The sequence below is a fragment of the Steroidobacter cummioxidans genome (assembly GCF_003104955.1).
Window position 1 is genome coordinate 25,288 of sequence record NZ_LSRW01000049.1, and the last position, 21,763, is coordinate 47,050.

The 21,763-nt window shown below is 62.4% G+C and carries 20 protein-coding genes; 13 read left to right on the forward strand and 7 right to left on the reverse strand.

The genetic code is table 11. The features are described from left to right. Positions 1–4 precede the first annotated feature (4 nt). Positions 5–856, reverse strand: coding sequence for a 3-methyl-2-oxobutanoate hydroxymethyltransferase (gene panB / locus D0550_RS22325; RefSeq protein ID WP_206606464.1), 852 nt, complete (start codon positions 854–856; stop codon positions 5–7). Positions 857–958: 102 nt separating this feature from the next. On the opposite strand from panB, the gene D0550_RS22330 reads away from it, so the two are divergent. Further along, positions 959–1,888: a LysR family transcriptional regulator gene (locus D0550_RS22330; RefSeq protein ID WP_116811404.1), complete on the forward strand. Its 930-nt coding sequence runs from the start codon at positions 959–961 to the stop codon at positions 1,886–1,888. Positions 1,889–1,890: 2 nt separating this feature from the next. Here the strand turns inward: D0550_RS22330 and D0550_RS22335 are convergent, their stop codons facing one another. Together D0550_RS22335 and D0550_RS34975 are read right to left on the reverse strand one after the other, a co-directional pair. After that, positions 1,891–2,292, reverse strand: a complete 402-nt coding sequence (locus tag D0550_RS22335) for a DCC1-like thiol-disulfide oxidoreductase family protein (protein WP_116811405.1) — start codon at positions 2,290–2,292, stop codon at positions 1,891–1,893. Next, complete coding sequence (locus tag D0550_RS34975; protein ID WP_161965984.1) at positions 2,292–2,447, reverse strand: hypothetical protein; 156 nt, start codon at positions 2,445–2,447, stop codon at positions 2,292–2,294. Before D0550_RS34975 ends, D0550_RS22335 begins: the two co-directional genes overlap by 1 nt. Before the next feature lie 244 nt (positions 2,448–2,691). Between D0550_RS34975 and D0550_RS22340 the strand changes: the two genes are divergently transcribed. Beyond that, positions 2,692–4,197 (forward strand): hypothetical protein, encoded by a 1,506-nt coding sequence (locus D0550_RS22340; RefSeq protein WP_206606465.1) that lies wholly within the window; start codon positions 2,692–2,694, stop codon positions 4,195–4,197. Here the strand turns inward: D0550_RS22340 and D0550_RS22345 are convergent. Beyond that, positions 4,194–4,826 (reverse strand): LysE family translocator, encoded by a 633-nt coding sequence (locus D0550_RS22345; protein WP_116811452.1) that lies wholly within the window; start codon positions 4,824–4,826, stop codon positions 4,194–4,196. The genes D0550_RS22340 and D0550_RS22345 overlap by 4 nt on opposite strands. A 666-nt stretch (positions 4,827–5,492) precedes the next feature. Here D0550_RS22345 and D0550_RS22350 point away from each other — a divergent pair. Then, a complete protein-coding gene (locus D0550_RS22350) occupies positions 5,493–6,317 on the forward strand; it encodes a formate/nitrite transporter family protein (RefSeq protein WP_116811406.1) in 825 nt (274 codons plus the stop codon). 9 nt (positions 6,318–6,326) lie between these two features. Then, entirely contained in the window at positions 6,327–8,057 is a 1,731-nt protein-coding gene (locus D0550_RS22355) for a bifunctional protein-serine/threonine kinase/phosphatase (protein ID WP_116811407.1), read from the forward strand. A gap of 1 nt (position 8,058) precedes the next feature. Here D0550_RS22355 and D0550_RS22360 read toward each other — a convergent pair whose 3' ends face one another. Then, the gene (locus D0550_RS22360) at positions 8,059–8,778 is read right to left on the reverse strand and encodes a TetR/AcrR family transcriptional regulator (RefSeq protein ID WP_153067272.1); all 720 of its coding nucleotides are present in this window, start codon (positions 8,776–8,778) and stop codon (positions 8,059–8,061) included. Between the two features lie 268 nt (positions 8,779–9,046). Between D0550_RS22360 and D0550_RS22365 the strand changes: the two genes are divergently transcribed. From D0550_RS22365 to D0550_RS22385, 5 genes are read left to right on the forward strand one after another with little or no spacing between them, the layout of a single operon-like run. Continuing rightward, complete coding sequence (locus D0550_RS22365; RefSeq protein WP_116811409.1) at positions 9,047–9,886, forward strand: spinster family MFS transporter; 840 nt, start codon at positions 9,047–9,049, stop codon at positions 9,884–9,886. A 46-nt stretch (positions 9,887–9,932) separates the two neighbouring features. Continuing rightward, on the forward strand, positions 9,933–10,322 hold the full coding sequence (locus tag D0550_RS22370) for an MFS transporter (protein ID WP_153067273.1): 390 nt from the start codon (positions 9,933–9,935) through the stop codon (positions 10,320–10,322). 41 nt (positions 10,323–10,363) lie between these two features. Continuing rightward, complete coding sequence (locus D0550_RS22375; protein ID WP_116811411.1) at positions 10,364–11,569, forward strand: acetyl-CoA C-acetyltransferase; 1,206 nt, start codon at positions 10,364–10,366, stop codon at positions 11,567–11,569. 8 nt (positions 11,570–11,577) lie between these two features. After that, entirely contained in the window at positions 11,578–13,758 is a 2,181-nt protein-coding gene (locus tag D0550_RS22380) for an FAD-dependent oxidoreductase (protein WP_116811412.1), read from the forward strand. Positions 13,759–13,771: 13 nt separating this feature from the next. After that, the gene (locus D0550_RS22385) at positions 13,772–14,464 is read left to right on the forward strand and encodes a TetR/AcrR family transcriptional regulator (protein WP_116811413.1); all 693 of its coding nucleotides are present in this window, start codon (positions 13,772–13,774) and stop codon (positions 14,462–14,464) included. Positions 14,465–14,476: 12 nt separating this feature from the next. Here the strand turns inward: D0550_RS22385 and D0550_RS22390 are convergent, their stop codons facing one another. Further along, positions 14,477–15,232: an SDR family NAD(P)-dependent oxidoreductase gene (locus D0550_RS22390; RefSeq protein ID WP_116811414.1), complete on the reverse strand. Its 756-nt coding sequence runs from the start codon at positions 15,230–15,232 to the stop codon at positions 14,477–14,479. Beyond that, positions 15,229–15,984, reverse strand: coding sequence for an SDR family NAD(P)-dependent oxidoreductase (locus D0550_RS22395; protein WP_116811415.1), 756 nt, complete (start codon positions 15,982–15,984; stop codon positions 15,229–15,231). The genes D0550_RS22390 and D0550_RS22395 overlap by 4 nt, the downstream gene beginning before the upstream one ends. A gap of 122 nt (positions 15,985–16,106) precedes the next feature. On the opposite strand from D0550_RS22395, the gene D0550_RS22400 reads away from it, so the two are divergent. The 4 genes from D0550_RS22400 to D0550_RS22415 all read left to right on the forward strand — a co-directional run bounded on the left by D0550_RS22400 (position 16,107) and on the right by D0550_RS22415 (position 21,741). Beyond that, the gene (locus D0550_RS22400) at positions 16,107–17,351 is read left to right on the forward strand and encodes a serine hydrolase domain-containing protein (protein ID WP_116811416.1); all 1,245 of its coding nucleotides are present in this window, start codon (positions 16,107–16,109) and stop codon (positions 17,349–17,351) included. A gap of 9 nt (positions 17,352–17,360) precedes the next feature. Beyond that, positions 17,361–18,599: an acetyl-CoA acetyltransferase gene (locus D0550_RS22405; protein ID WP_116811417.1), complete on the forward strand. Its 1,239-nt coding sequence runs from the start codon at positions 17,361–17,363 to the stop codon at positions 18,597–18,599. 101 nt (positions 18,600–18,700) lie between these two features. Then, positions 18,701–20,926, forward strand: a complete 2,226-nt coding sequence (locus D0550_RS22410; protein ID WP_116811418.1) for a TonB-dependent receptor — start codon at positions 18,701–18,703, stop codon at positions 20,924–20,926. A gap of 17 nt (positions 20,927–20,943) precedes the next feature. Further along, positions 20,944–21,741: an enoyl-CoA hydratase/isomerase family protein gene (locus D0550_RS22415; RefSeq protein ID WP_116811419.1), complete on the forward strand. Its 798-nt coding sequence runs from the start codon at positions 20,944–20,946 to the stop codon at positions 21,739–21,741. Positions 21,742–21,763: the final 22 nt, after the last annotated feature.

Sequence of the window (21,763 nt, forward strand, 5' to 3'; positions counted from 1 at the left end):
GCGATCAGGCGGTCAGCAGGGCTCGGAAGCGCTCTTTGGCTTCCGGGCCCAGATCCGAGGTTTGCTCCGCGCCCGGGAACGTCCCTTCGGACACATCCCGGACGAACTGCCGGGCGGCGGCGGTCACGTCGTGCGCCACATTCAGATAGCGACGGGTGTGGCGCGGCTTGAAGTCCGTGTACAGGCCGAACAGGTCGTGGAACACCTGGACCTCGCCGTCACAGTGCGGCCCGGCGCCGATACCGATGGTGGGAATCGATACGCGCTGGGAAATCTCCTGAGCCACCGACGCGGGTACCAGTTCCAGCACGATCGCGAACGCACCGGCAGCCTCGAGCGCCTTGGCATCGGCGACGAGGGAAGCGGCGGCGGAGGGTTCTTTGCCCTGAATGCGCGGGCCACCCATCGCGTGAGTGGATTGCGGCGTAAAGCCGAGATGCCCGCACACGGGAATACCGGCGCTGACCAGTCGCTCGATGGTCGGCGCGATCGACACGCCCCCTTCGATCTTCACGGCACCGACCTTGCCCTCGGTCAGCAGACGCGCCGAATTGCGTAGGGCGTCCTCGATGGTTACCTGATAGGTCATGAAGGGCATATCGCCCACCAGCAGCGCCCGCTGCGCGCCGCGAGCGACCATCTGCGAGTGGTAGATGATCTGATCCAGGGTCACCGGCAGCGTCGTGTCCTGGCCCTGCACGACCATGCCCACGGTGTCTCCGACCAGGATGGTCGGCACGCCGGCGGCATCGATCATCTGCGCCGACGTGTAGTCGTAGGCGGTCAGCATGGCGATGCGCTCGCCACGGCGCTTCATCGCGACGATGTCGGTGGTCGAAAGTCTTTGGCCCTTCACAGCGTACTCCCCAGTTTCAGCGCGGTCACCATTCCATCTGGCCGGACATTAGTCAACGCTAAGGTTCTTTGCATCGACCCAAGGAAATGCTTATATGTGCCCATGACGCTCGAAGATCTCCGCATCCTGGTCGCGGCCTGCGAGGCCGGCAGCATGAGCTCGCTGGCGCGTGAGCTGCAGCGAACTCAATCCTCCATCAGCCAGCACATCGCGCGGCTCGAAGCCGAGCTCGGCATTCGATTGTTCGAACGGCATGCGCGTGGCGTGCAGCCCACGGCCGCGGGCAAGATCCTCAAGGACTTCGCGCTCGAAGGCTTGGATGCGATCGAAGTCGGGCTGCAACGGGTGCGAGCGTTACAGCACGGCGAGTCCGATATGCTGACCATCACCACCGGCGGCACGACCGTGCGTCACTTCATGCGTCATGCGGTAGTGAGATTCAGAAAAGAACACCCAGGCGTCAACCTGCGATTTCTGCCAGCCAGCTCGACCCGGCGCTGTTTCGAGATCCTGCGCCTGAATCAGGCGGATCTCGGTTTCGTCACGACCGGTGAGCCGGCGCGCGGCATCAACGAGAAGACCATCGCCAAACAGCGGATGTTTCTATTGACCATCAAGGACGACGAGTTGTCGCGCCGTCGCAAGTTGCGTCTGCAGGATCTCAAGGGCATCCGTTACCTGGGGCTGGCGGGCGGCACGACGCATCACAGCGCCATCGAGCACGCGGCGGCACAGCGAGGCGTCGAGTTGAAGGCCGAGGTGGTCTTTGACGATTTCGACACCGCCAAGCTGTTTGTCGAGTTGGGGTTGGGGCAGGCCATCGTGCCGGCCGTGCACGCATACAACTTCGAGCGCAGCGGCTCGGTGAAGGCGGTGCCCATCACGGACTTGCCGTCCGTATCGATCGGCTGGGCATTCCGGCATTGGCATCATCTGTCGCCGGCCGCACGAGAATTCGTGGCCATCACCAATCAGGAGATCGGCAAGCTCCACAACGTGCCGGGCTTGGAGCTGTCGGCGGCAATCCGCTGAGGTCAGCTGTCGGTGGGAGCGGGGCTGGGTTGCAGTCGCGAGCGGCCCAGCAGCTTCAATGTGACGTTTCTACCCGCGCGCAGGATGGGATAAGCGAAGCGCGAAAAAGCTCGTGAACGAAACGCAAGCGAGTTGATTCGATTGAACCAGCCGGCGGACGTGGTCAGTAGCGCCAGAGCATGGACGCAGTCGGCGCCATGGTAATAGCGGCCATCCAGTTTCAGCACCATGCCTTCATCGACGTCATAACCGAGCCGGCGCACCTCTTCGACCAGTGCCGGATGCTCGCGCGCGTTCGCCAGCATGACGTGCCCGACCGCCTCACGTAGGCGGACGTGAACGACGTAGCGCGAGCAAAAAGGGCACTCGCCGTCGTAGAGCAGCCAGTTCGGCGAGGGTTCCATCAGTCGCCGAAGCCGGCCGGCATGGAAGAATTGTCCGGGCACTCGGAGTAGAAATTACAACCGCTCAGCACGGGCAGGTTACGCAAGGCATCGTATGCACCGGCGAGCGCCAGCGCGGACAGAAAATAAAGCGTCAATCTCCTGCGTGTGAGCATGCTTTGTTACCTCCCAGGCTCGCGGGCAATAGTACTGCAACGGCTCGTGACATTCATTAACACTCAGCAACGACGCCAATCCAAGTCGGCACGATTTTCGCTTCAGCCTTGCGATCTTTGCTGGCAGCGTTGGCGCCGGTCGGTGACAGTGGCGCTCCAGTAGGTCGGCTGGCACACTCGGCCGGACTCCAAGCTGCGCTCGAGCTTGATACAAACTGAGAATAGAGGAAGGGGACTTAGGAGCATGAGCGCTCACGCCGATCGTTCCGTTGAGGGTTTCTGGGGCAGTTTCTGGCGACAGCTGCGGCCATCGATGAGTCATGCGACCGACCGGGTCGCTGCCCATGGTCTGATCGCGTTCTCGCCCGTCTGGGCGGCCGCGGCCATTTTCAGCCTCGCCGGCGATCGCACCATGCTGCTGTTCCGTGATGGCCCACTGCTAGGGCTCATCAGTTGGGCGGCGATCTCGATTGCACTCCTATTGATTTGGCGTCCTCGCTGGACGCCTCTGCTGGTGCTCCTCGCGGGCGTGATGCTGACGCGGTACGCGATCGCCATGCCCGTCGCCGGCAACAACAAGATGATTACCGCGTTCATGAACGCGGGGATTCTCCTGATCTGCGCGCATGCCGTGCTCCGCTTTGGCAACACGGCGCAAATGCGAGAGAACGTTTACGAGAACATGCGGGTGGTGGCGCGGGCGCTGCTGGCCATCATGTACTTCTACGGCATCTTCCATAAGATCAACACGGACTTTCTCGATCCGCGCGTCAGCTGCGCGGTCGCGTTGTATGTGCCGCTGGCCGATGGCTTCGGATTGCAGAACAGTCTCACCGGCAAGTACCTGGCGATCTGGAGTACGTTCATCGTCGAGGCCATCGCCATCGTGTCGTTGTATTGGAAACGGTGGTTTGCGGTCGGCCTGCTGCTGGCACTGATGTTTCATTTCGTCATCCCGATCTCCGTGTACTCCTGGTACATGGATTTTTCGAGCCTGGTGTTCGCGCTCTATATTCTGTCGGTACCGCGTGAGGTCAGCGAGCGGTTCTATAACCGCTGCGCGCGACTGTTCCGTCTGCTGCGTGAGCGCTTTGGCGCGCTCGGCCAGGTGTTGCCCTTTGGTGTCGTGATCGGCGCGGTGGTGTCGCTCGTTTGCGTTCTCTGGGTGTTCGGCCGTCAGACGAGCGTTGCGCCCTCGCACGCCTATCAGTCGGTCTGGGTGCTGATGTGGGTCGTGTATGGAGGCGTCGCGATGCTGCTGCTGTCGGAGGCGGCGATCAATCATCTGCCATGGCGTGGCACAGTCGGGCCGCGTCGGCCGCTGTGGCTGTACGCGGTACCCGGAGCGCTCTTCATCCTCTGCACGGCGCCTTACATCGGGTTGCGCACCGAGGCGTCGATCGCCATGTTCAGCAATCTGCATACGGAGGCGGGCGTTTCGAATCATTTGCTGATCACGCAGCCGCTGGCGCTGTTTCCGTACCAGAACGAGGTTGCGATGATCAAAGCGTCGTCGGACCCGGATCTGCAACGCTACGCCGACCGCAACCTGGGGCTGGTGATGTTCTCGCTCAAGGAGCGCCTCAGAAAGAAGCCCGAGGCCTGGGTGACTTACGAGCTCAACGGCGTTCGCTACGAGCAGGCGACGGCCCAGTCATTGGGCGCGTTCACTCACGCGAGCTTCTGGGAGCGCAAGCTGCTCATCTTCAAGCACGTGGACTTCAATCGTCCCAAGGTGTGCACGCACTAGCGGCGTGATTCCACTGCCATCCGCACGGCAAGGCCAGCCAGCACCGTGCCCATGACCCATCGTTGCACGACCTGCCAGGAGGGTCGTGCGGCGAAGAAGAGGGCGACGCTGCCTGCCATGAACACGATCAGTGCGTTCACGCTCACGCTGATCGTGATCTGGGTCAGTCCCAGCACCAGCGACTGAACCCATACGCTGCCGTGCTCGGGCTGGATGAATTGGGGCAGCAGCGAGACATACAGCATCGCGATCTTGGGGTTCAGCAGGCTGGTGAACAGTCCCATCCCGAACAGACGCCGTGGACTGTCTTCTGGCAGATCACGCACCTGAAACGGCGAACGGCCACCTGGCTTGAGCGCCTGCCAGGCCAGATAGAGCAGATAGATCGCACCGGCGATACGAAGCGCATCGTACGCAAGTGGCACCGACATGAAGATTGCCGTGATGCCTGCCGCCGCGCACAGCAGATACACCGTGAAGCCCAGCGCGATGCCGCCCAGCGAAATGAGTCCTGCCATCCGGCCCTGACAGATGGCACGTGACACCAGATAGATCATGTTCGGTCCCGGGGTGAGCACCATGGCCAGTGCTACGAGGGCGAACTGAACGTGATTGCTGAGCGTGGGCATCGGCGCATCCTTCGAGCCGGCGAGAAATTCGATCTTACGATGCTGAGCGAGTCTGGCGCGAATCGGCGAGCTGTATCGCAAGGTTCAGCGCGTCACTGTGCTCCCGCATAGAAGGTATCGATGGCTGCGGGGGAGAAAATCGATTAGAGCCCGCCGCGCTGTGTGGGTAGTCTTGGTCCAACCTCCATTGCACTCGTTGGATTGACTATGTTCGCCAAGCACCCACTGCGTTCCGGTTTCCGTGCCCTCGCGGCGACGGCCATCGTCGCGGGAGCGGTGATGAATCTGGCGACGATGGTTTCGACCTCGCTCTGATCGAGAGTGAAGCTCTCGAAAAGGGCAGGGAGCCCGGTTGCCGCACCGGAACGGCGCACGAGCGCCGTGCATGAGTCGTTAGAAAAACCATCCGTCGCGGCTCAATATCACTATTCATGCGGGCTCGGTAACGGCTAGACCGCACGCCAGCCGCTGGCATAGCTCTTGCTCCACAGGCTTGTTCGATCCAACGACGGGTCGGCAAGGCACTGCTGCCGCAGCGGGTCATTCTTCTCTCCCGCTGAATTCGCGCGATCACTGCGCGAGCCATATCTCCCATGCAGCTTGATACTCGACCCGGGCCGGATCCCGATCGGGTATTGCTCACATTCACGAGGCAATAGAACAACCATGTCTTATCTGGCACCGTCGGAATTCGTGACCAAGATGGTCGATGCGGGTGAATCCAAGGTGTTCATGGCCACGCGGGATACGTTGATCCGCGCGTACATGGCCGGAGCCATTCTCGCGTTGGCCGCCGTATTCGCCGTTGCGGTCACTCAACAGACCGGCTACCCGATCATCGGCGCGATTCTGTTTCCCGTCGGCTTCTGCATGCTCTACCTGCTGGGCTTCGATCTGCTGACCGGCGTGTTCGTGCTGTCGCCGCTCGCGCTGATCGATAAACGCCCTGGCGTGACGCTTGGCGGAGTGCTCAAGAACTGGGGGCTGGTGTTCACGGGCAACCTGGCCGGTGCGGTGACGGTCGCGTTCATGATGGCGATCGTGTTCACGTTTGGCTTCTCGCAGGAGCCGAGCGCAGTTGGCAAAGTCATCTCTGGAATCGGCGAAGCGCGCACGCTTGGCTATAAGGAATATGGCGCCGCAGGGATGTTGACGCTATTCATTCGAGGCGTGCTGTGCAACTGGATGGTCTCCACCGGCGTCGTCGGCGCCATGATTTCCACGTCCGTCAGTGGCAAGGTGATCGCCATGTGGATGCCCATCATGGTGTTCTTCGCCATGACCTTCGAGCACTCGGTGGTGAACATGTTTCTGTTCCCGTCGGCGCTGATCATGGGCGGCAATTTCTCGATCATGGATTACATCCTCTGGAATGAGATCCCGACGGTCATCGGCAATCTGGTGGGTGGGTTGTCGTTCACCGGATTGACGCTGTATTCGACGCACCTGCGCACGGCGCCGAAAAAGCAGGCGTTCGCGCGTGCCGCGTAATCGGCTGTGATGCTGCCCTCTGGACTGAAGATCTCCTTGGGGCAGTATTCCGATAAGGGCCGCAAGGAGATCAACCAGGACTTTCACGGGGCGTGCATTCCGGACGAGCCGCAACTGACCGCTAAAGGCGTCGCCGTCGCGTTGGCCGATGGCGTCAGCAGCAGCAATGTCAGTCAGATCGCCAGCGAGGCGACAGTGAAAGGCTTCCTTGAAGACTATTACTGCACCTCACCGGCATGGTCGGTGCGGCAGTCGGCGCAGCGGGTGCTGATGGCGATCAACTCCTGGCTCTACGCGCAAACGCGTCAGAGCCAGTATCGATACGATCAGGACCGCGGCTACGTGTGTACGTTGAGCGCGCTGGTCATCAAGTCCACGACGGCGCACCTCTTTCACGTTGGAGACGCGCGAATCTATCGACTGCGCGATCGATTGCTCGAGCAGCTCACCGAGGATCATCGGCTCTGGCTGTCGCGTGAGAAAAGCTATCTCGGCCGCGCGCTCGGAGTGAACCCGCAGCTCGAGATCGACTATTCAGCGACGGCTGCGGGGCAGGGCGACGTTTTCATTCTGGCCACCGACGGCATCCATGAGCACGTTGCTGCGAAGTTCATTGTCGACGCCCTGTCCGAGCATTCCGAGGATCTCGACGCCGTCGCCAAGATGATTGCCACCGAGGCATTGCAGCAGGGCAGCGACGACAATCTCACTGTGCAGCTGGTTCGTATCGATGAGATCCCGCAGGCGGAGGTCAGCGAGCTTCATCATCGACTCAGCGAACTGCCCTTGCCGCCAGAGCTTGCGCCGCGGATGGCGTTCGACGGCTATCGCATCGTCCGCGATCTCCGGATCAGCAGTCGCAGTCACGTGTATCTGGCGGCGGATCTGGCCGATTCGGATGCGCCTGCTGTGGTCATCAAGACGCCGTCGGTGGATCTGCGGGGCGATCCGGCCTATCTGGAAAGATTTCTGCTCGAGGACTGGATCGCGCGCCGCATCGACAGCCCGCACGTGGTGCGCGCCTGCGCGCCAACTCGCAAGCGAAACTATCTGTACACCGTCACCGAGTTCATCGATGGCCAGACGCTGACACAGTGGATGATCGACAATCCCAAGCCGAAACTGCCGGCCGTGCGCGGTATCGTCGAGCAGATCGCCAAAGGATTGCTGGCGTTTCATCGCCTGGAGATGCTGCATCAGGACCTGCGACCCGAGAACGTCATGATCGACGCCACGGGCACCGTGAAGATCATGGATTTCGGCTCGACGCGCGTTGCTGGCATCGTCGAGAGCGCATCGTCCGTGTCGAATCTCCCGCAAGGCACGGTGCAGTACACGGCACCGGAGTATTTTGTCGGCGAGGCCGGCACCTCGCGCTCGGATCTGTTTTCACTCGGCGTGATTGCCTATCAGATGCTTTCAGGCCGCCTGCCGTTCGGCACCGAAGTCGCCAGCGCGCGCACCAGGGCCGCACAACGCAAACTGAGTTATCGCTCGCTGCTCGACGACGAGCGTGACATTCCGGTCTGGGTCGATGAGACGCTCAGAAAAGCCACGCATCCGGATCCGAACAGACGCTATCAGGAGCTCTCGGAATTCGTATATGACCTGAGCCATCCGAACGAAGCATACTTGCGAAAGACTCGACCGCCGCTGCTGGAGCGCAACCCCTCGGTGTTCTGGAAGACGCTCACGCTACTGTTGACGATTGTCATCGTGATGCTGGTGAGCGCCCGATGATTCATCGATGCTGTTCCGGCGTTGCCAGCACGATGCTTGCGGCCATGTCCGCATAACGCGTGCAGGCCTCTTCGGCGGACAGCGTGCCGCCTTCGCGGAACCATTCTGCGATCCGAATGCACATGTCGCCGATTGCCACGGCGGCCAGTCGCGGCGAGGGCTCACCCGCGACCATGGGTAACTTGAACGAGCCTTGCTGGTGACCGCGCTGTAGAACCTCTTCGAACATCTTGCGCAGGCGTATGCGAGCGGCGCGAACGGTGCGGTACTCAGGCGGCGCGAGAAATTTGTACTCCTGAGAGGCGACCAGGGCAGGGCGCCTGTAGCGGACACAGTAGTTCGCGAGTGCGGACACGAGGGAACGCAGCTGGGCAACGGGTGATTCGCCCGCTTCCAGCACCGCCTTCAACAGCTCGCGTTCCAGCACCTCATAGGACTGCTCGATGATGGAGAGCAGCAGTTCGTCCTTCGACTCGAAGTGGTTGTACACGGCGCCCGACGTAATGCCGCAGGCGTGCGCGATATCGCGCGTCGAGGTGGCGTTGTAGCCCCGGGCATAGAACAGCTCGACCGCGGCGCGCTGGATCTGATCGCGCATGTTCACTTCATCCGCGCTGCCGCGAGCCGGCCGGCCGCGGCGGCGCTTTGCTGACGTCGTAGCCGACTTGGCGCGACGGGCCGACTGGGGCGTTGCCGATGATTTCTTGACGGTGCGCGGCACGTTGATTCCTGCGAGGGCGCTGGAAGAAGTTCAGGGTGCGTAGATTATCGCGATCCCGCGAAAAATGATCGACGGATCGGCAGCAGCAACGCCAACGGGGCACGCCATCGGGGCGCGTGCTGCGTTTCGATCCGCATCTGCTTCGTTAAGTAAGCGAATGATTATTAAGGGATGGCGCAGAGATCGTTGCGCCGGCCGATTGTAGCTAGGTGCGTTGAATCAGCGGCCATCGCTTGACACACCGCGGTTGCCCTCTAAAAATAAGCAAATGATTATTAAAGCATCGGGGCAGACGCGCGGCGCGATGCTGCTGCTGACCCTCATCTACACGCTCAATTTCGTCGATCGGCAGATCATCAACATCCTGGCCGAGTCCATCAAAGTCGAGCTGGCATTGAGCGACGCCCAGCTCGGGTTGCTGACGGGGTTCTCCTTCGCGTTGTTCTACACCGTACTCGGGCTGCCGATTGCGCGCCTGGCAGACCGATCCAGTCGTACCGGCATCATCTCGATCGCGGTGTTCGCCTGGAGCTTCATGACCTGCCTGTGCGGCCTTGCGCAGTCGTTCGCGCAGATGCTGCTGGCCCGGGTCGGCGTCGCCGTGGGGGAATCGGGTTGCACGCCGGCAGCGCATTCGCTGATCTCCGACTGGTTTCCTCCACAGCGGCGAGCATCCGCTCTGGCGATGTACTCGCTCGGCGTGCCATTGGGCACGTTGTGCGGAATGGCGCTCGGTGGATGGATCGGTCACGGTCTCGGTTGGCGAGCGGCGTTCTTCATCGCTGGTGTGCCAGGGATGGTGCTCGCCGTGATTGCGTGGTGGGTGTTGAAAGAGCCGCCGCGTCGCGAGCAGCCGCTGCCGGCCGATCAGCAGGCGTCCATGCTGTCTGTGCTTGCAGAGCTGTCGCGCAGCAGGGCGTTGTGGTGTATCGCCATCAGCATGTCGCTGTTGTCGTTGCTGGGCTATGGACAGGCGGCGTTTTCTTCGGCTTCGTTTTTTTTATTCTTGCGAGTCCACGAGCTTGCCGCTCGACCGGCTTCGGGGTTTTTGCGCTTCGGCCTGGTGTTGGGATTTGGTGGCGTTGCCGGCGTGTGGCGGGCGGCTTGATTCGCAGATTCGCAGCGGTTCGCGGCGATCCCGCCGGCATTTCGTCTTGTTACCCGCGATCGGCACGCTGGTGGCGTGGCCGTTTGCAGTCGGCGCGTTTGTCGTTGCGCAGGTCTGGCTCTCGCTTGGATTGCTTGCGGTCGCAACCGCGCTCAATTCACTTTGGCTCGGTCCTGCATTCGCTGCGGTACAGATGATCGTGCGCCCGCATCGCCGGGCCATCGCCGTGGCCGCGGTAACGCTGGTGCTGACGCTCATCGGATTGGGTTGCGGTCCGGTGCTGGTCGGCCTGATCAGCGATGCGATGTCCGCCAGCGTCAGCTCGGGCGAAGCGCTGAGATTCTCGCTGTTGTGCACGACGCCACTTGGTGCCGTCGCCGCCGGCATTCTTCTTTACTCGCGTCAAGCGATTCGACAGGAACTCGTTTACGCGTGACCGCCCCTTCCAGTCATCGATCAAGCAGGACTCCATCGACCATGCAGGCTCTGATCTACGATCATGTGCGAACCGTGCGCGGCAAGGGCCGCGCCGACGGCGCGTTGCATGAGATCACTCCGGTTCAACTGGCGACGCAGACGTTGAATGCCGTGCGTGAGCGCAATTCGCTCGATACGGCGCTGCTCGATGACGTGATTCTTGGCTGCGTCATGCCGATCGGCGAGCAAGGTTGCAACATCGCTCGGATCGCGGCGCTGAATGCCGACTATGCGCAGAGCGTGCCGGGACAGCAACTGAACCGATTCTGTGCCTCCGGGCTCGAGGCGGTGAATCTCGCTGCGGCGTTGGTCGGTGCCGGTCAAGCCGAGGCTGTCGTCGCCGGCGGCGTGGAGTCGATGTCGCGCGTGCCCATCGCGTCGGATGGTGGCGCTTGCTACACGGACCCGTCAGTCAACTGGAAGACGTACTACACACCGCAGGGCATCGGTGCGGATCTGATCGCGACTCAGGATGGCTACTCGCGAGAGGACGTCGATGCCTTCGCACTCGAATCCCAGCGCCGCGCGGCACATGCGTGGCAACAGGGTTGGTTTGGCCGCTCGGTTCTGCCAGTGAAGGACATTCTCGGCGAGGTCGTGCTGGCTCGCGATGAGCATCTGCGGCCAGGGGCTCGCATGGAGGATCTCGCGAAGCTCAAGCCCGCATTCGCCGATATCGGCGAGCGCAACGGCTACGACGCCGTCGCGCTGTATCGCTATCCGCAGGTCGAAGCGATCAGGCACGTTCACACCGGCGGCAATTCGAGCGGCATCGTCGACGGCGCAGCCGCAGTGTTGATCGGCAACGAGGCATTCGGTGTGCGAGCGTCGCTACGGCCGCGGGCGCGCGTTCGGGCTTTCACATCGATAGGCAGCGAGCCCGCCATCATGCTCACAGGCCCAGCGGCTTGTACGGAGAAGCTGCTGAAGCGCGCGGGTATGTCGATAGGCGATATCGATCTGTTCGAAGTGAATGAGGCATTTGCGTCGGTAGTGCTGCGCTACATGCGTCATTTCGACCTCGACCCGGCGCGCGTCAATGTGAACGGCGGATCAATCGCGCTGGGCCATCCCCTGGGAGCGACGGGCGCGATGATCCTTGGAATGGCGCTGGATGAACTGGAGCGGCGCGATGCGAACACCGCGCTGATCACATTGTGCGCGGCTGCCGGCATGGCCACCGCCACCATCATCGAACGCCTCTGAGGAAAGCCATGAGCACGATTCGTTTGCAGTTGGATGCGGCGGGTGTCGCCGTGGTGTCGATCGATGTGGCCGATCGTTCCATGAACGTGTTGACGCCAGCGTTGGAAGCTGCGCTGGCCGAAGCCATCGAGAAAATCGCCACGGACGAGTCGATCAAAGGCGCGGTGATCACGTCCGCAAAGTCGAATGCCTTCTTGGCCGGCGCCGATTTGAAAGCCTTGGTGTCGGTGTATGGTCAGGAAACATTGCAGCAGGCGTACGGTCGCAGCACCCGTTTGAGCGGCATATTCCGTCGACTCGAAACGTGCGGGAAGCCGTTCGCCGCCGCGATCAACGGGCTTGCGTTAGGCGGTGGCTTGGAGTTGGCGCTCGCCTGTCATTACCGCGTGCTGTCGGATCATCCCAAGGCAGTCGTTGGAGTACCTGAAGTAAAGGTCGGCCTGTTGCCGGGTGCGGGCGGCACACAGCGCCTGCCGAGATTGATCGGAATTCAGCAGGCCTTGCCGCTGCTGTTGACCGGCGCGCCAGTACCACCAGCGCGGGCATTGGAGTTGGGCATCGTGCACGCCATCGCGCCCGCAGAGGAATTGGCTGCGCGAGCGCGCGAATGGGTGCTCGCGAATCCCAGTGCCAGGCAGCCTTGGGATGTGAAAGGTTTCAAAGTGCCGGGAGGCGTGGGATGCCTGGCCCCGCACGCGATCGAGTCTTTTCAGGCGGGCACGTCGCGCATCGCTCGCACGACTCAGCGCAATTATCCGGCACCGCCGGCCATTCTCGCGTGCGTGTTCGAGGGCACGCAGTTGCCGCTCGATACGGCGTTGCGCCTGGAATCCAAGTACATCGCGACCCTGTTGTGTAACCCGGTCGCCCGCAACTTGATGCGGACGATGTTCATCAACAAGGATGCGGCCGACAAACTTGCAAATCGTCCCTCGGCCGTGCCTAAGTCGACGTTCGTCAAAATCGGTGTGATCGGCGCCGGCATGATGGGGGCGGGCATCGCCTATGCCGCGGCGTCGGCGGGCATCGATGTGGTGCTGCTCGATGCGACCCAGGAGCAGGCCGATCGAGGCAAGGCGTATTCGGTCAAGGTGCTGCAGCGGCAACTGGATAAGGGCGCAACCAATCAGCAGCGCATGGATGCAACGCTTGCTCGCATCGTTGCTACGACCGAGTACGCGCAGCTGCGAGGCTGCGAACTGGTCGTCGAGGCAGTGTTTGAGAATCGAGACATCAAACACGATGTGATTCGCAAAGCAGTGGCCGTGCTGAGCGAGAGCGCGATTTTCGCGAGCAACACTTCGACCTTGCCGATCTCGGGTCTCGCGGAGGTTCATCCCCGTCCGGAGCAATTCATCGGTCTGCATTTCTTTTCACCGGTCGAGCAGATGCCGTTGGTGGAAGTCATTCGCGGACGGCGCACCTCGGAGGCGACGTTGGCCCAGGCGCTGGATCTGGTCGCTCAACTGCGCAAGACGCCCATCGTGGTCAACGACAGTCCGGGATTCTTCACCAGCCGCGTGTTCGGCAGCTATGTCGACGAGGGCATGGCCATGCTGGCGGAAGGCATCGAACCGGCGCTGATCGAGAACGCGGCGCGCATGGCGGGCATGCCGGTCGGTCCGCTGGCGGTGTGCGACGAAGTGACCATCGAGTTGCAGCTGAAGGTCCATGAGCAAGCCGTGGCCGACGGTCTCGACGCGAAGTTTCAGCGTCTCACGGCGATCGATGTGGTCCGCAAGATGGTGCGGGAGGAGGGTCGTGTCGGTCGCCGCGGTGGTGCGGGCTTCTATGACTATCCGGCCAACGAGCGCAAACGACTGTGGTCGGGCCTGCGGGATTTGTTTGCTGTGCGCGAGACGCAGCCGGCGGCCGAAGAGTTGCGGCAGCGCTTTCTCGTGATCCAGGCACTGGAGGGCGCGCGTTGCGTGGCCGAAGGTGTCATCGATCGACCGGCCGATGCCGACCTGGGGGCCATCCTGGGCATCGGCTATCCGTCCTGGACCGGGGGTGTGCTGTCCTTCATCGACACGATCGGACCGGCACGATTCATCGACGATTGCAGGGAGCTGGCGCGACGCTACGGAGAGCGTTTCGCGCCGCCTTCGGATCTGGTGGAGCGGGCACGTCGCGGCGCGCTGTACCACGACACGACGAGTGGGTTTAATATCGCAATCCCACCCAGGTGACCCGAACGAATTCATGACGGCGAAACCGGCCAAGCGATCGCAATCTGCCAGGACCTCCGCAGCGGCCTCCAGCCCGGCTGAGGAACTCAAGGTCGATCGCCGCCGGACCAACATGCGGGCGCAGATCGAGGCGGCTGCCACCGAGCTGTTTTTTCGGCACGGCTTCGAGGCCACCTCGATTCGCATGATCGCCGACGCCTGCGGGATCACGCATGGTGCGCTCTATAGCCATTTCGCGACCAAGGAAGACGTTTTATTCGGCACCATCGAGCGTGCCATCGCCGAGACCGAGCAGATGATGGTGGAGGCGATGGCGCAGGCTGCGCCAGACCCGCGCAGTCAGTTCGTGGCGGCAGTGAAGGCGTTCGTACACTTCCACGCGGCGCATCGGTTGGTGAGCTTGCTGGCCAGCTCCGAATATTCCTCCTTGCCCGAGCCGCGCCTGTCTCAGGTGAAGGCCTGGCGCATAAGAATTCGCGCGATCTTCGAAAGAGTCATCCTGGCCGGTCAGCGCAGCGGAGATTTCAAGCTGGTGCAATCGCGCGGGGTGCCCGCCGTGCGGCTGGCCTCGATTGCGCTCGGCGACATGTGTATTCGTGTCGCCGAATGGTTCAATCCCGATGGGGCGATCAGCGCGGAGAAGATGGCCGAGCTGTACGCCGAGCTCGGGCTGCGGCTGGTAGGCGCGAAGCCCGAGTCGGAGTAACGATCGCCTGCCTCAGAGGCGGGCGCCACCTGCGACGTGCAGGACCTCGCCGGTGATGTACGAGGCATCGTCGGAAAGCAGGAAGGCAATGCTGGTCGCCATTTCCCGCGGCTCGCCATAACGGCGCATCGGAATCGACGGCAGCATGCTCTCGCGCAGCTTGTCCTTTTCGTTGTCCTTCACCGCGGTCATCACCGTTTCCGTCATGCCGGGCGCGACAGCGTTGGCGCGCACGCCGTAGCGAGCCAGCTCCATCGCCGTTGCCTTGGTCATGGAAACGATGCCGCCCTTGGAGGCGACATAGGCGACCTGGCGGGTCATGCCCTTGTACGACATGGACGCGATGTTGACGACGGCGCCGCCCGCTTGCTTGGCGATGCGATCGCGCGCATAGGCCTGCGTGCAGCGGTAAGCCGCGGTCAGATTGATCGCGATGACGCGATCCCAGTCTGCGTCGGGAAACGTGGCGAGTGGGGCGGCCGTCACGATGCCGGCGTTGTTCACCAGGTAATCCACGCCACCGTAGGTGTCCTTTGCCCAAGCGAACAAAGCCTCGATTTGCTCGGGACTCGTCAGATCCGCCGCTCGAGCGCCGCCACGTTCGGGCGAAGCGCCCAGCTCGGCCAGCAATGTTTGTAGCGGCTCTGCGGAAACATCCGTGAGCAGCAGCGTGGCGCCTCGTTCATACAACACCTGCGCGGTTGCACGGCCAATGCCTCCAGCGGCGCCGGTGAGTAGTACGGTCTTGCCGTTGAATGTAGCGCTCATGCTCGAATCCACCCGCCGTCGACAAACATTCCCTGGCCGCTGACGTAACTCGCCTTGTCGCTGGCCAGCCAGACGACAGCCGAGGCCACGTCTTCAGGCGTGCCCATGCGAGACACGGGCAGGCCGCGCGCGACGCGTTCGCCGAGTTTCGTGAAGTCCGGACTCGCCGCGACCATGTCGGTGGCGATGAAGCCCGGGCACACCGCGTTCACGCGGATTTTCTTGCTGCCCAAATCCACGGCCATGGAGCGGGTCATGCTCAGCAGGCCACCCTTGGATGAATCGTAGGCGACCTGGCCGGCGAAACCCGTCACAGCAGTCGAGGAAATGTTGACGATGCTGCCGCGGCCGCTGGCTTCGAGCAGCGGCAACGTCGCCTGTACCAGCAGGAACGGTGCGGTCAGATTGATCAACATCACTTTGTCCCAGGCGGCGCGCTCGTGCTCGGCGACGCTGCCCCGATAGGCGATGCCGGCGTTATTCACGAGGACATCGAGCTTGCCGAATGTTTCTTGCGCGGCTGCCGCGAGCGCGGCAGGAAATTCGGCGCCCGAGAGGCTGCCGACTACGGCACGGGATTTTCGCCCCAATGCGGCGATGTCCGCTGCCGTTGCGTTGACGCCGTCCGCATCGCGATCGGTGACAAGCACATCGGCACCTTCCGCGGCGGCCTCCAAAGCGATCGCGCGACCGATGCCGCGTGCTGCGCCAGTGATGAGAGCGACTCGGCCCTCCAGCAACCCCGGTCTCATGGCGCGCTCCGCTGGCAATCACGATCAATGAATCCTCTCGACATCCGGCCTCTCCTGCAATATGGACAACCAACCACTCGGTTAGTTAATATCTTCCGGCGCACCCCCGGACAAAGTCAACGATGAAAGTGCCCACCGCAGCCAATCGTGAATTGCAGAACACCGTGAGCGGTCATGTCGCGCCGGGCTTCGAGGCGGTGCGTGCGGCATTTGCCGGCAGCCTGCAACGGGGCGAGGAGATCGGCGCTTCGCTTGCGGTCTGCATCGGCAACGAGATGGTCGTGGACCTGTGGGGCGGAGAGCGCGATCGGCTCACGCATCAGCCCTGGCAGCAGGACACGCTGGCGCTGGTGTTCTCGACCAGTAAAGGATTGGCTGCGCTCGCGCTGGCGTTGGCGCATTCGCGCGGCTGGCTCGATTATGAACAACCGGTGGCCCGCTACTGGCCCGAGTTTGCTGGCAACGGCAAAGAGTCGATCACGGTGCGACAGTTGCTTGCGCACCAGGCCGGTCTGAGTTCGTTGGACGAATCGTTGACGCCGCAACTGATCGGCGATCTGGATGCCCTGGCGGCGGTACTGGCCAGGCAGCGGCCTTTGTGGACGCCCGGCGAGCGACGGGGCTATCACCCGGTCACCTTGGGGTTCTATCAGAACGAGTTGCTGCGTCGAGTGGATCCGCAGCACCGCACGATCGGTGAAGTGTTACAGCAGGAAATTGCCGGCCCGTTGGGCGCCGACGCCTATATCGGTTTGCCCGATGACATCCCTGACGATCGTGTGGCGCGGCTGGAGCGGCGGGCGAGCCTCACCGAACAACTGCGCAGCTTCAATATCTATCCGGGTAAGTTCGTGCTCGCCATGATGCGCCCCGGGCATGTGACGCGTCTGGCTTTTACCAATCCGCGCATTCGCACGCTCGAAGAGTTCAACACCCGGCCGTGGCTGAAAATACAGATGCCATCCGCGAACGCCGTCGTGAATGCCCGCGGTATCGCGCGCATCTACGGTGAGTTCGCGAGTGGCGGCCAAAGACTCGGCCTGAAGCGAGAAACATTGGCGTTGCTGGAGGCCGCAGCCTCGCCGCTGTCGTCAGCCGCTGCGCTCGACGCGGTGCTGTATATCGATTCCGCTTATTCGCTCGGCTTCTGGAAGCCGTGTACCGCTTTTCAATCGGGCGCCGATTGCCGCATCTACGGCACACCGGGCGCCGGTGGTTCGGTGGGTTTCGCCGATCCATCGCTCGCGATGGGCTTTGCCTATGTGCCCAACCGTCTCGGCCTGCACATGATCGAAGACCCCCGAGCCAATGCGCTGCGCGCCGTCGTCTACGACTGCGCGAAGGCGCTGCATCGTCCACTGGAGTGAGAACTACGCATGACTGCTTCGAAGGTGTTCGTGTTGGGGGGAGCGCAGACCGATTTCGCGCGCAACTGGGCTCGCGACAAAGGCGAGATCTACGACATGCTGGAGCAGGTCGTGCTCGCGGGGCTGAGCGATGCGAAGCTCGATCCGGGCGAGATCCAGAGCGCGCACATCGGCAACTTCGCCTCTGAGTTGTTTTGCCGTCAGGGCCAGCTCGGCGGACTGTTTGCGAGAATCCGTCCCGAGTTCAACGGTCTGGCGACGATGCGACACGAGGCCGCTTGTGCTTCGGGCAGCATGGCGCTGCTGTCCGCTGCCGCCGAGATCGAAGCGGGACGCTACGATCTGGTTTGCGTCGTGGGCATCGAAATGATGCGCAATGTTTCTGGTCGCGAGTGCGCCGACTATCTCGGTACGGCGTGCTGGTCCGGGCACGAGTTCACCGATGCGCAATTCGTGTGGCCGCGCGCCTTCAGCGACCTGGGCGATGAATACGAGCGGCGCTATGGCCTGGACTATCGTCACCTGGGACGGATTGCGCAGATCAACTACGACAACGGTCGCCGCAACCCGCACTCGCAGACTCGCAGCTGGAAGTTCAACGAACGCAGCTTCACGCTCGATGACGAAGCGAATCCTGTCGTCGAAGGACGCGTGCGGCGTAATGATTGCGGTCAGATCACCGATGGCGCGGCGGTCGTGTTCCTTGCATCAGCGCGCTTCGCGGAGCGCTACATGCAGCGTGTATCTGGCAGCAAGCAAGATCTCGCGGTGATTCGCGGCTGGGGACATCGGACCGCGACGATGCGGCTGGCCGACAAGTTCGAGCAGAGCAAGGACCAGCAGTACGTGCTGCCGCACCTGCGGAGCGCGATCACTGACGCGTTCGGGCGTGCCGGGGTGAGCGATGTCGGGCAGATCGACGTCATCGAGACACACGATTGCTTCGCAGTCACCGAGTATGCCGCTATCGATCACTTCGGCATCACCGCGCCGGGGCAGAGCTGGCGCGCGGTCGAAGACGGCTCGATCGAAGCGCGCGGACGCATTCCCATCAATCCCAGTGGCGGTTTGATCGGGCTCGGTCATCCCGTCGGCGCCACGGGCGTGCGCATGATGCTCGACGCGTGGAAACAGGTTGCGGGTCGAGCCGGGGAGTATCAGGTGGAACAGGCCAAAACGGTGGCCACCATGAATCTGGGGGGCAGCGCGACCAGCGTCGTCAGCTTCGTGGTGGGAACGGCGGACTGACGCAATCTGCGTCACGCACGATAGATAGACAACCGGTTGGTCATCTAATAGCATCAACTGGCCCTGTACTACGCGGGGCCTACGAATTTCGGGGGGAATCGATGAGAACGAAACGTGTCGCCGCAGTGGCGCCTGGGGCCGGATTGCAGCTGTTGGCGGGAATCGCGATGGCGACTTCCACAATGGCCAATGCGCAGGACCAATATCAACTAGAAGAGGTCATCGTCACCGCCAGCAAGCGCGCCGAATCGTCGCGCGATGTGGCGGTCGCTGTCACGGCGATGGGGCGCGAACAGCTCGAAGCGATCAATGCATCGAACTTTCAGGACTTTGCCACCTATGTGCCGGGCGTCAGCTCCTTTGGGTTGGGCGTCGGACAGAACCAGGTTGTGGTGCGTGGTGTGACCACCGGCGCGCAGTCCAGCTCGACCGTGGCGCTGCTAGTGGACGAGATTCCTATCGGCTCCAGCAGCGCGTTCGCGCAGGGTGCGTATGCGCTCGATTACAACGCCTTCGACTTGCAGCGCATCGAGTTGCTCAGCGGTCCGCAGGGCACGCTGTATGGCGCGAGCGCCATGGGTGGTCTGCTCAAGTATGTGACGCAGGCGCCGGACCTCGGCTCCTTCGAAGAGCGATTGCAGGCGGAGGTGTCTTCGAGCCGGCATGGCCGGACCAATTACGCGGGTCGCATGGCGGTCAACGCGCCGCTGATTCGCGACCAACTTGGCGTGCGCGCGGTAGCGTTTCTCGAAGAGTCGGGCGGCGTGATCGACGATCCCGGTCGCGGTCGTTACGACGTCGATTCGTCCAAATCCGCGGGTGGCAGGGTATCGGTGCTCAGCAAGCTCGGCGAACACGCCGACCTGCGCCTGAGCGCGACGTATCAGAATATCGAGCGTGACGGCAGCACGATGGTGGATCGGAACTCACTCACCGGCCGACCGGTGCGTGGTAAGTACCAGCAGTCGGTGTTGCTCGATGAGCCGTTGGAACAGAGCATCCGCTTGTACTCCGCGGTGCTCAACTGGGAGCTGCCCTGGGGCACGCTGACCAGTGCGACCGGTTGGCAGGAATTGGAGTTGAACACCGATGCGGACAACACGGCGTTGTATGGCGCGCTGTTCGGCACTGGCTCGGCGATTCCATTCAATACACCGGTCGCGAATCGCACCGAAAAGTTTACGCAGGAATTGCGACTGGCGTCGCCGAGCGGCGGGACGTTCGAGTGGCTGGTCGGTGCGTTCTACGCCGACGAGGACAGCCGCAATCGCACGCAGCTGCGCAACTGGCTCGATCCCAACGGCAACCTTGGCGGCGTGCCGCTGTTCAAGGGCGAGCTGCCCACGACGTACGAAGAAATCGCGGTGTTCGGCACCGGCACCGTGCACTTCAGCGAACGTTTCGACGTGGCGCTCGGCGTGCGTCACAGCGAGGACCGGCAGCACTATCGCCAGCTGTTCCAGGGCGTCATCAACAATCCGCTCAACCCGCTCGCCATTTCCGACAACGGCTCGACCTCCAAGGAAAATGTCACGACTTATCTGTTCAGCCCGCGCTTCCGAGTGCGCGAGGGCGTGCTGCTGTACGGACGTGTGGCGAGCGGTTACCGTCCGGGCGGTCCCAATTTCGTCACCGTGACCTCGACCGGCCAGCCCATCGGCAATCCCACGTTCAAGCCCGATTCGCTATGGAACTATGAAGTCGGCACCAAGACCACGTTCCTCAACGGTCGCGCCACGCTCGATGCCAGCGTCTTTCTCATCGACTGGAGTGACATCCAGCTCACCGTCAATCGCGGCGGCGTGAATCAGCTGGAGAACGGCGGCGAGGCGCAGGTCAAGGGTGTGGAGCTATCGGGTCGCTACATGCCGATCGCCGGGCTCACGTTGGGCGGCTCCGCAACCTACACCGATGCACAGCTGACGCAGGATTCGCCGGCGTTGGGCGCGCGCGACGGCCAGCGTTTGCCGCTCTCACCGCGCTTCAGCTCAGCGTTGACCGCCGACTATCTGTTCCCGGTAGGGCAGAGCGCTGAAGGACTGCTGGGTGTGAGCTATCGCTATCTCGGCGAGCGCACGTCCGGCTTCGATGGCAGCTTGGCCAGGCCGCAGTACGACCTGGATGCATTCAATCTGGTCGACCTGCGTATCGGCATGCGCCTGCCGTCGTTCGACGTGCGCTTGTTCGTGGACAACGTCTTCGATGAGTTCGGCGAAGTGTCGGCGCTATCCACCGCACGCACGGTCAATCCAGCCGCGCCGGTCCGCGTCAGCATCGCGCAGCCGCGGACCATCGGATTGTCGATCAGCGTGAATCTTTCCCATTGAGTTGACTCGAGTTCGAGATGTCCACAAGTTTGATCAAACAACATGGCGATGGGGTGGTTTGGCTGCGGCTGAATCGCCCCGATGTGCTCAACGCGATCGACCGGCCCTTGGGGCTGGAGTTGACCGCGGCGATCGAACAGGCGCGCATCGACCCAAAGGTGCGCGTGATCGTGCTGACCGGCGAGGGCCGTGCGTTCTGCTCCGGTGACGATATCGAAGGTTTGAGAGCCTATCTTGCGGGAGATCTCGACAGCGAGCGCGCTGCCGTGGATCCTCATGATCACAACGCGTTGTACTTGCGCGCGGCGATCGCGATGGTCCAGTGTCCCAAGCCGATCATCGCGGCAATCAATGGCGTCTGCTTCGGGGCCGGCGCCGAGCTGGCCTGTGCGGCTGATATCAGATGCATGGCCCGCAGCGCGAAGATTGGCAGCGGGCTCGTGAAGATCGGTGAGGTCGGGCATGCTGCGTTTCTGGGGGCCGTGGTGGGTGCCACCCGAGCTTTCGAGATTTATGCCTCCGGTCGCGCGGTCGCCGCCGACGAAGCGCTGACCATCGGTCTGACACATCACGTGTACGACGATGGCGATTTTCAGGACAGCGTGACTCAGCTGGCGCAGCGTCTGGCGCAGATGCCGACCCGAGTCATCGGATTGCAGAAGGAATTGCGTAATGCTTGTGAAGGTCGTTCGCTAGTGGAGCGGGCGCTCTTGCAAGAGGAAGCGCATCGACGCTGTTTCGCCGAGATGGAGGATGCTCGGGAAGGCGCGCTGGCATTCCTGGAGAAGCGCAAGCCGCAGTTCACTGGACGATAGGCGGCGACGCGCGCGAGGTGTG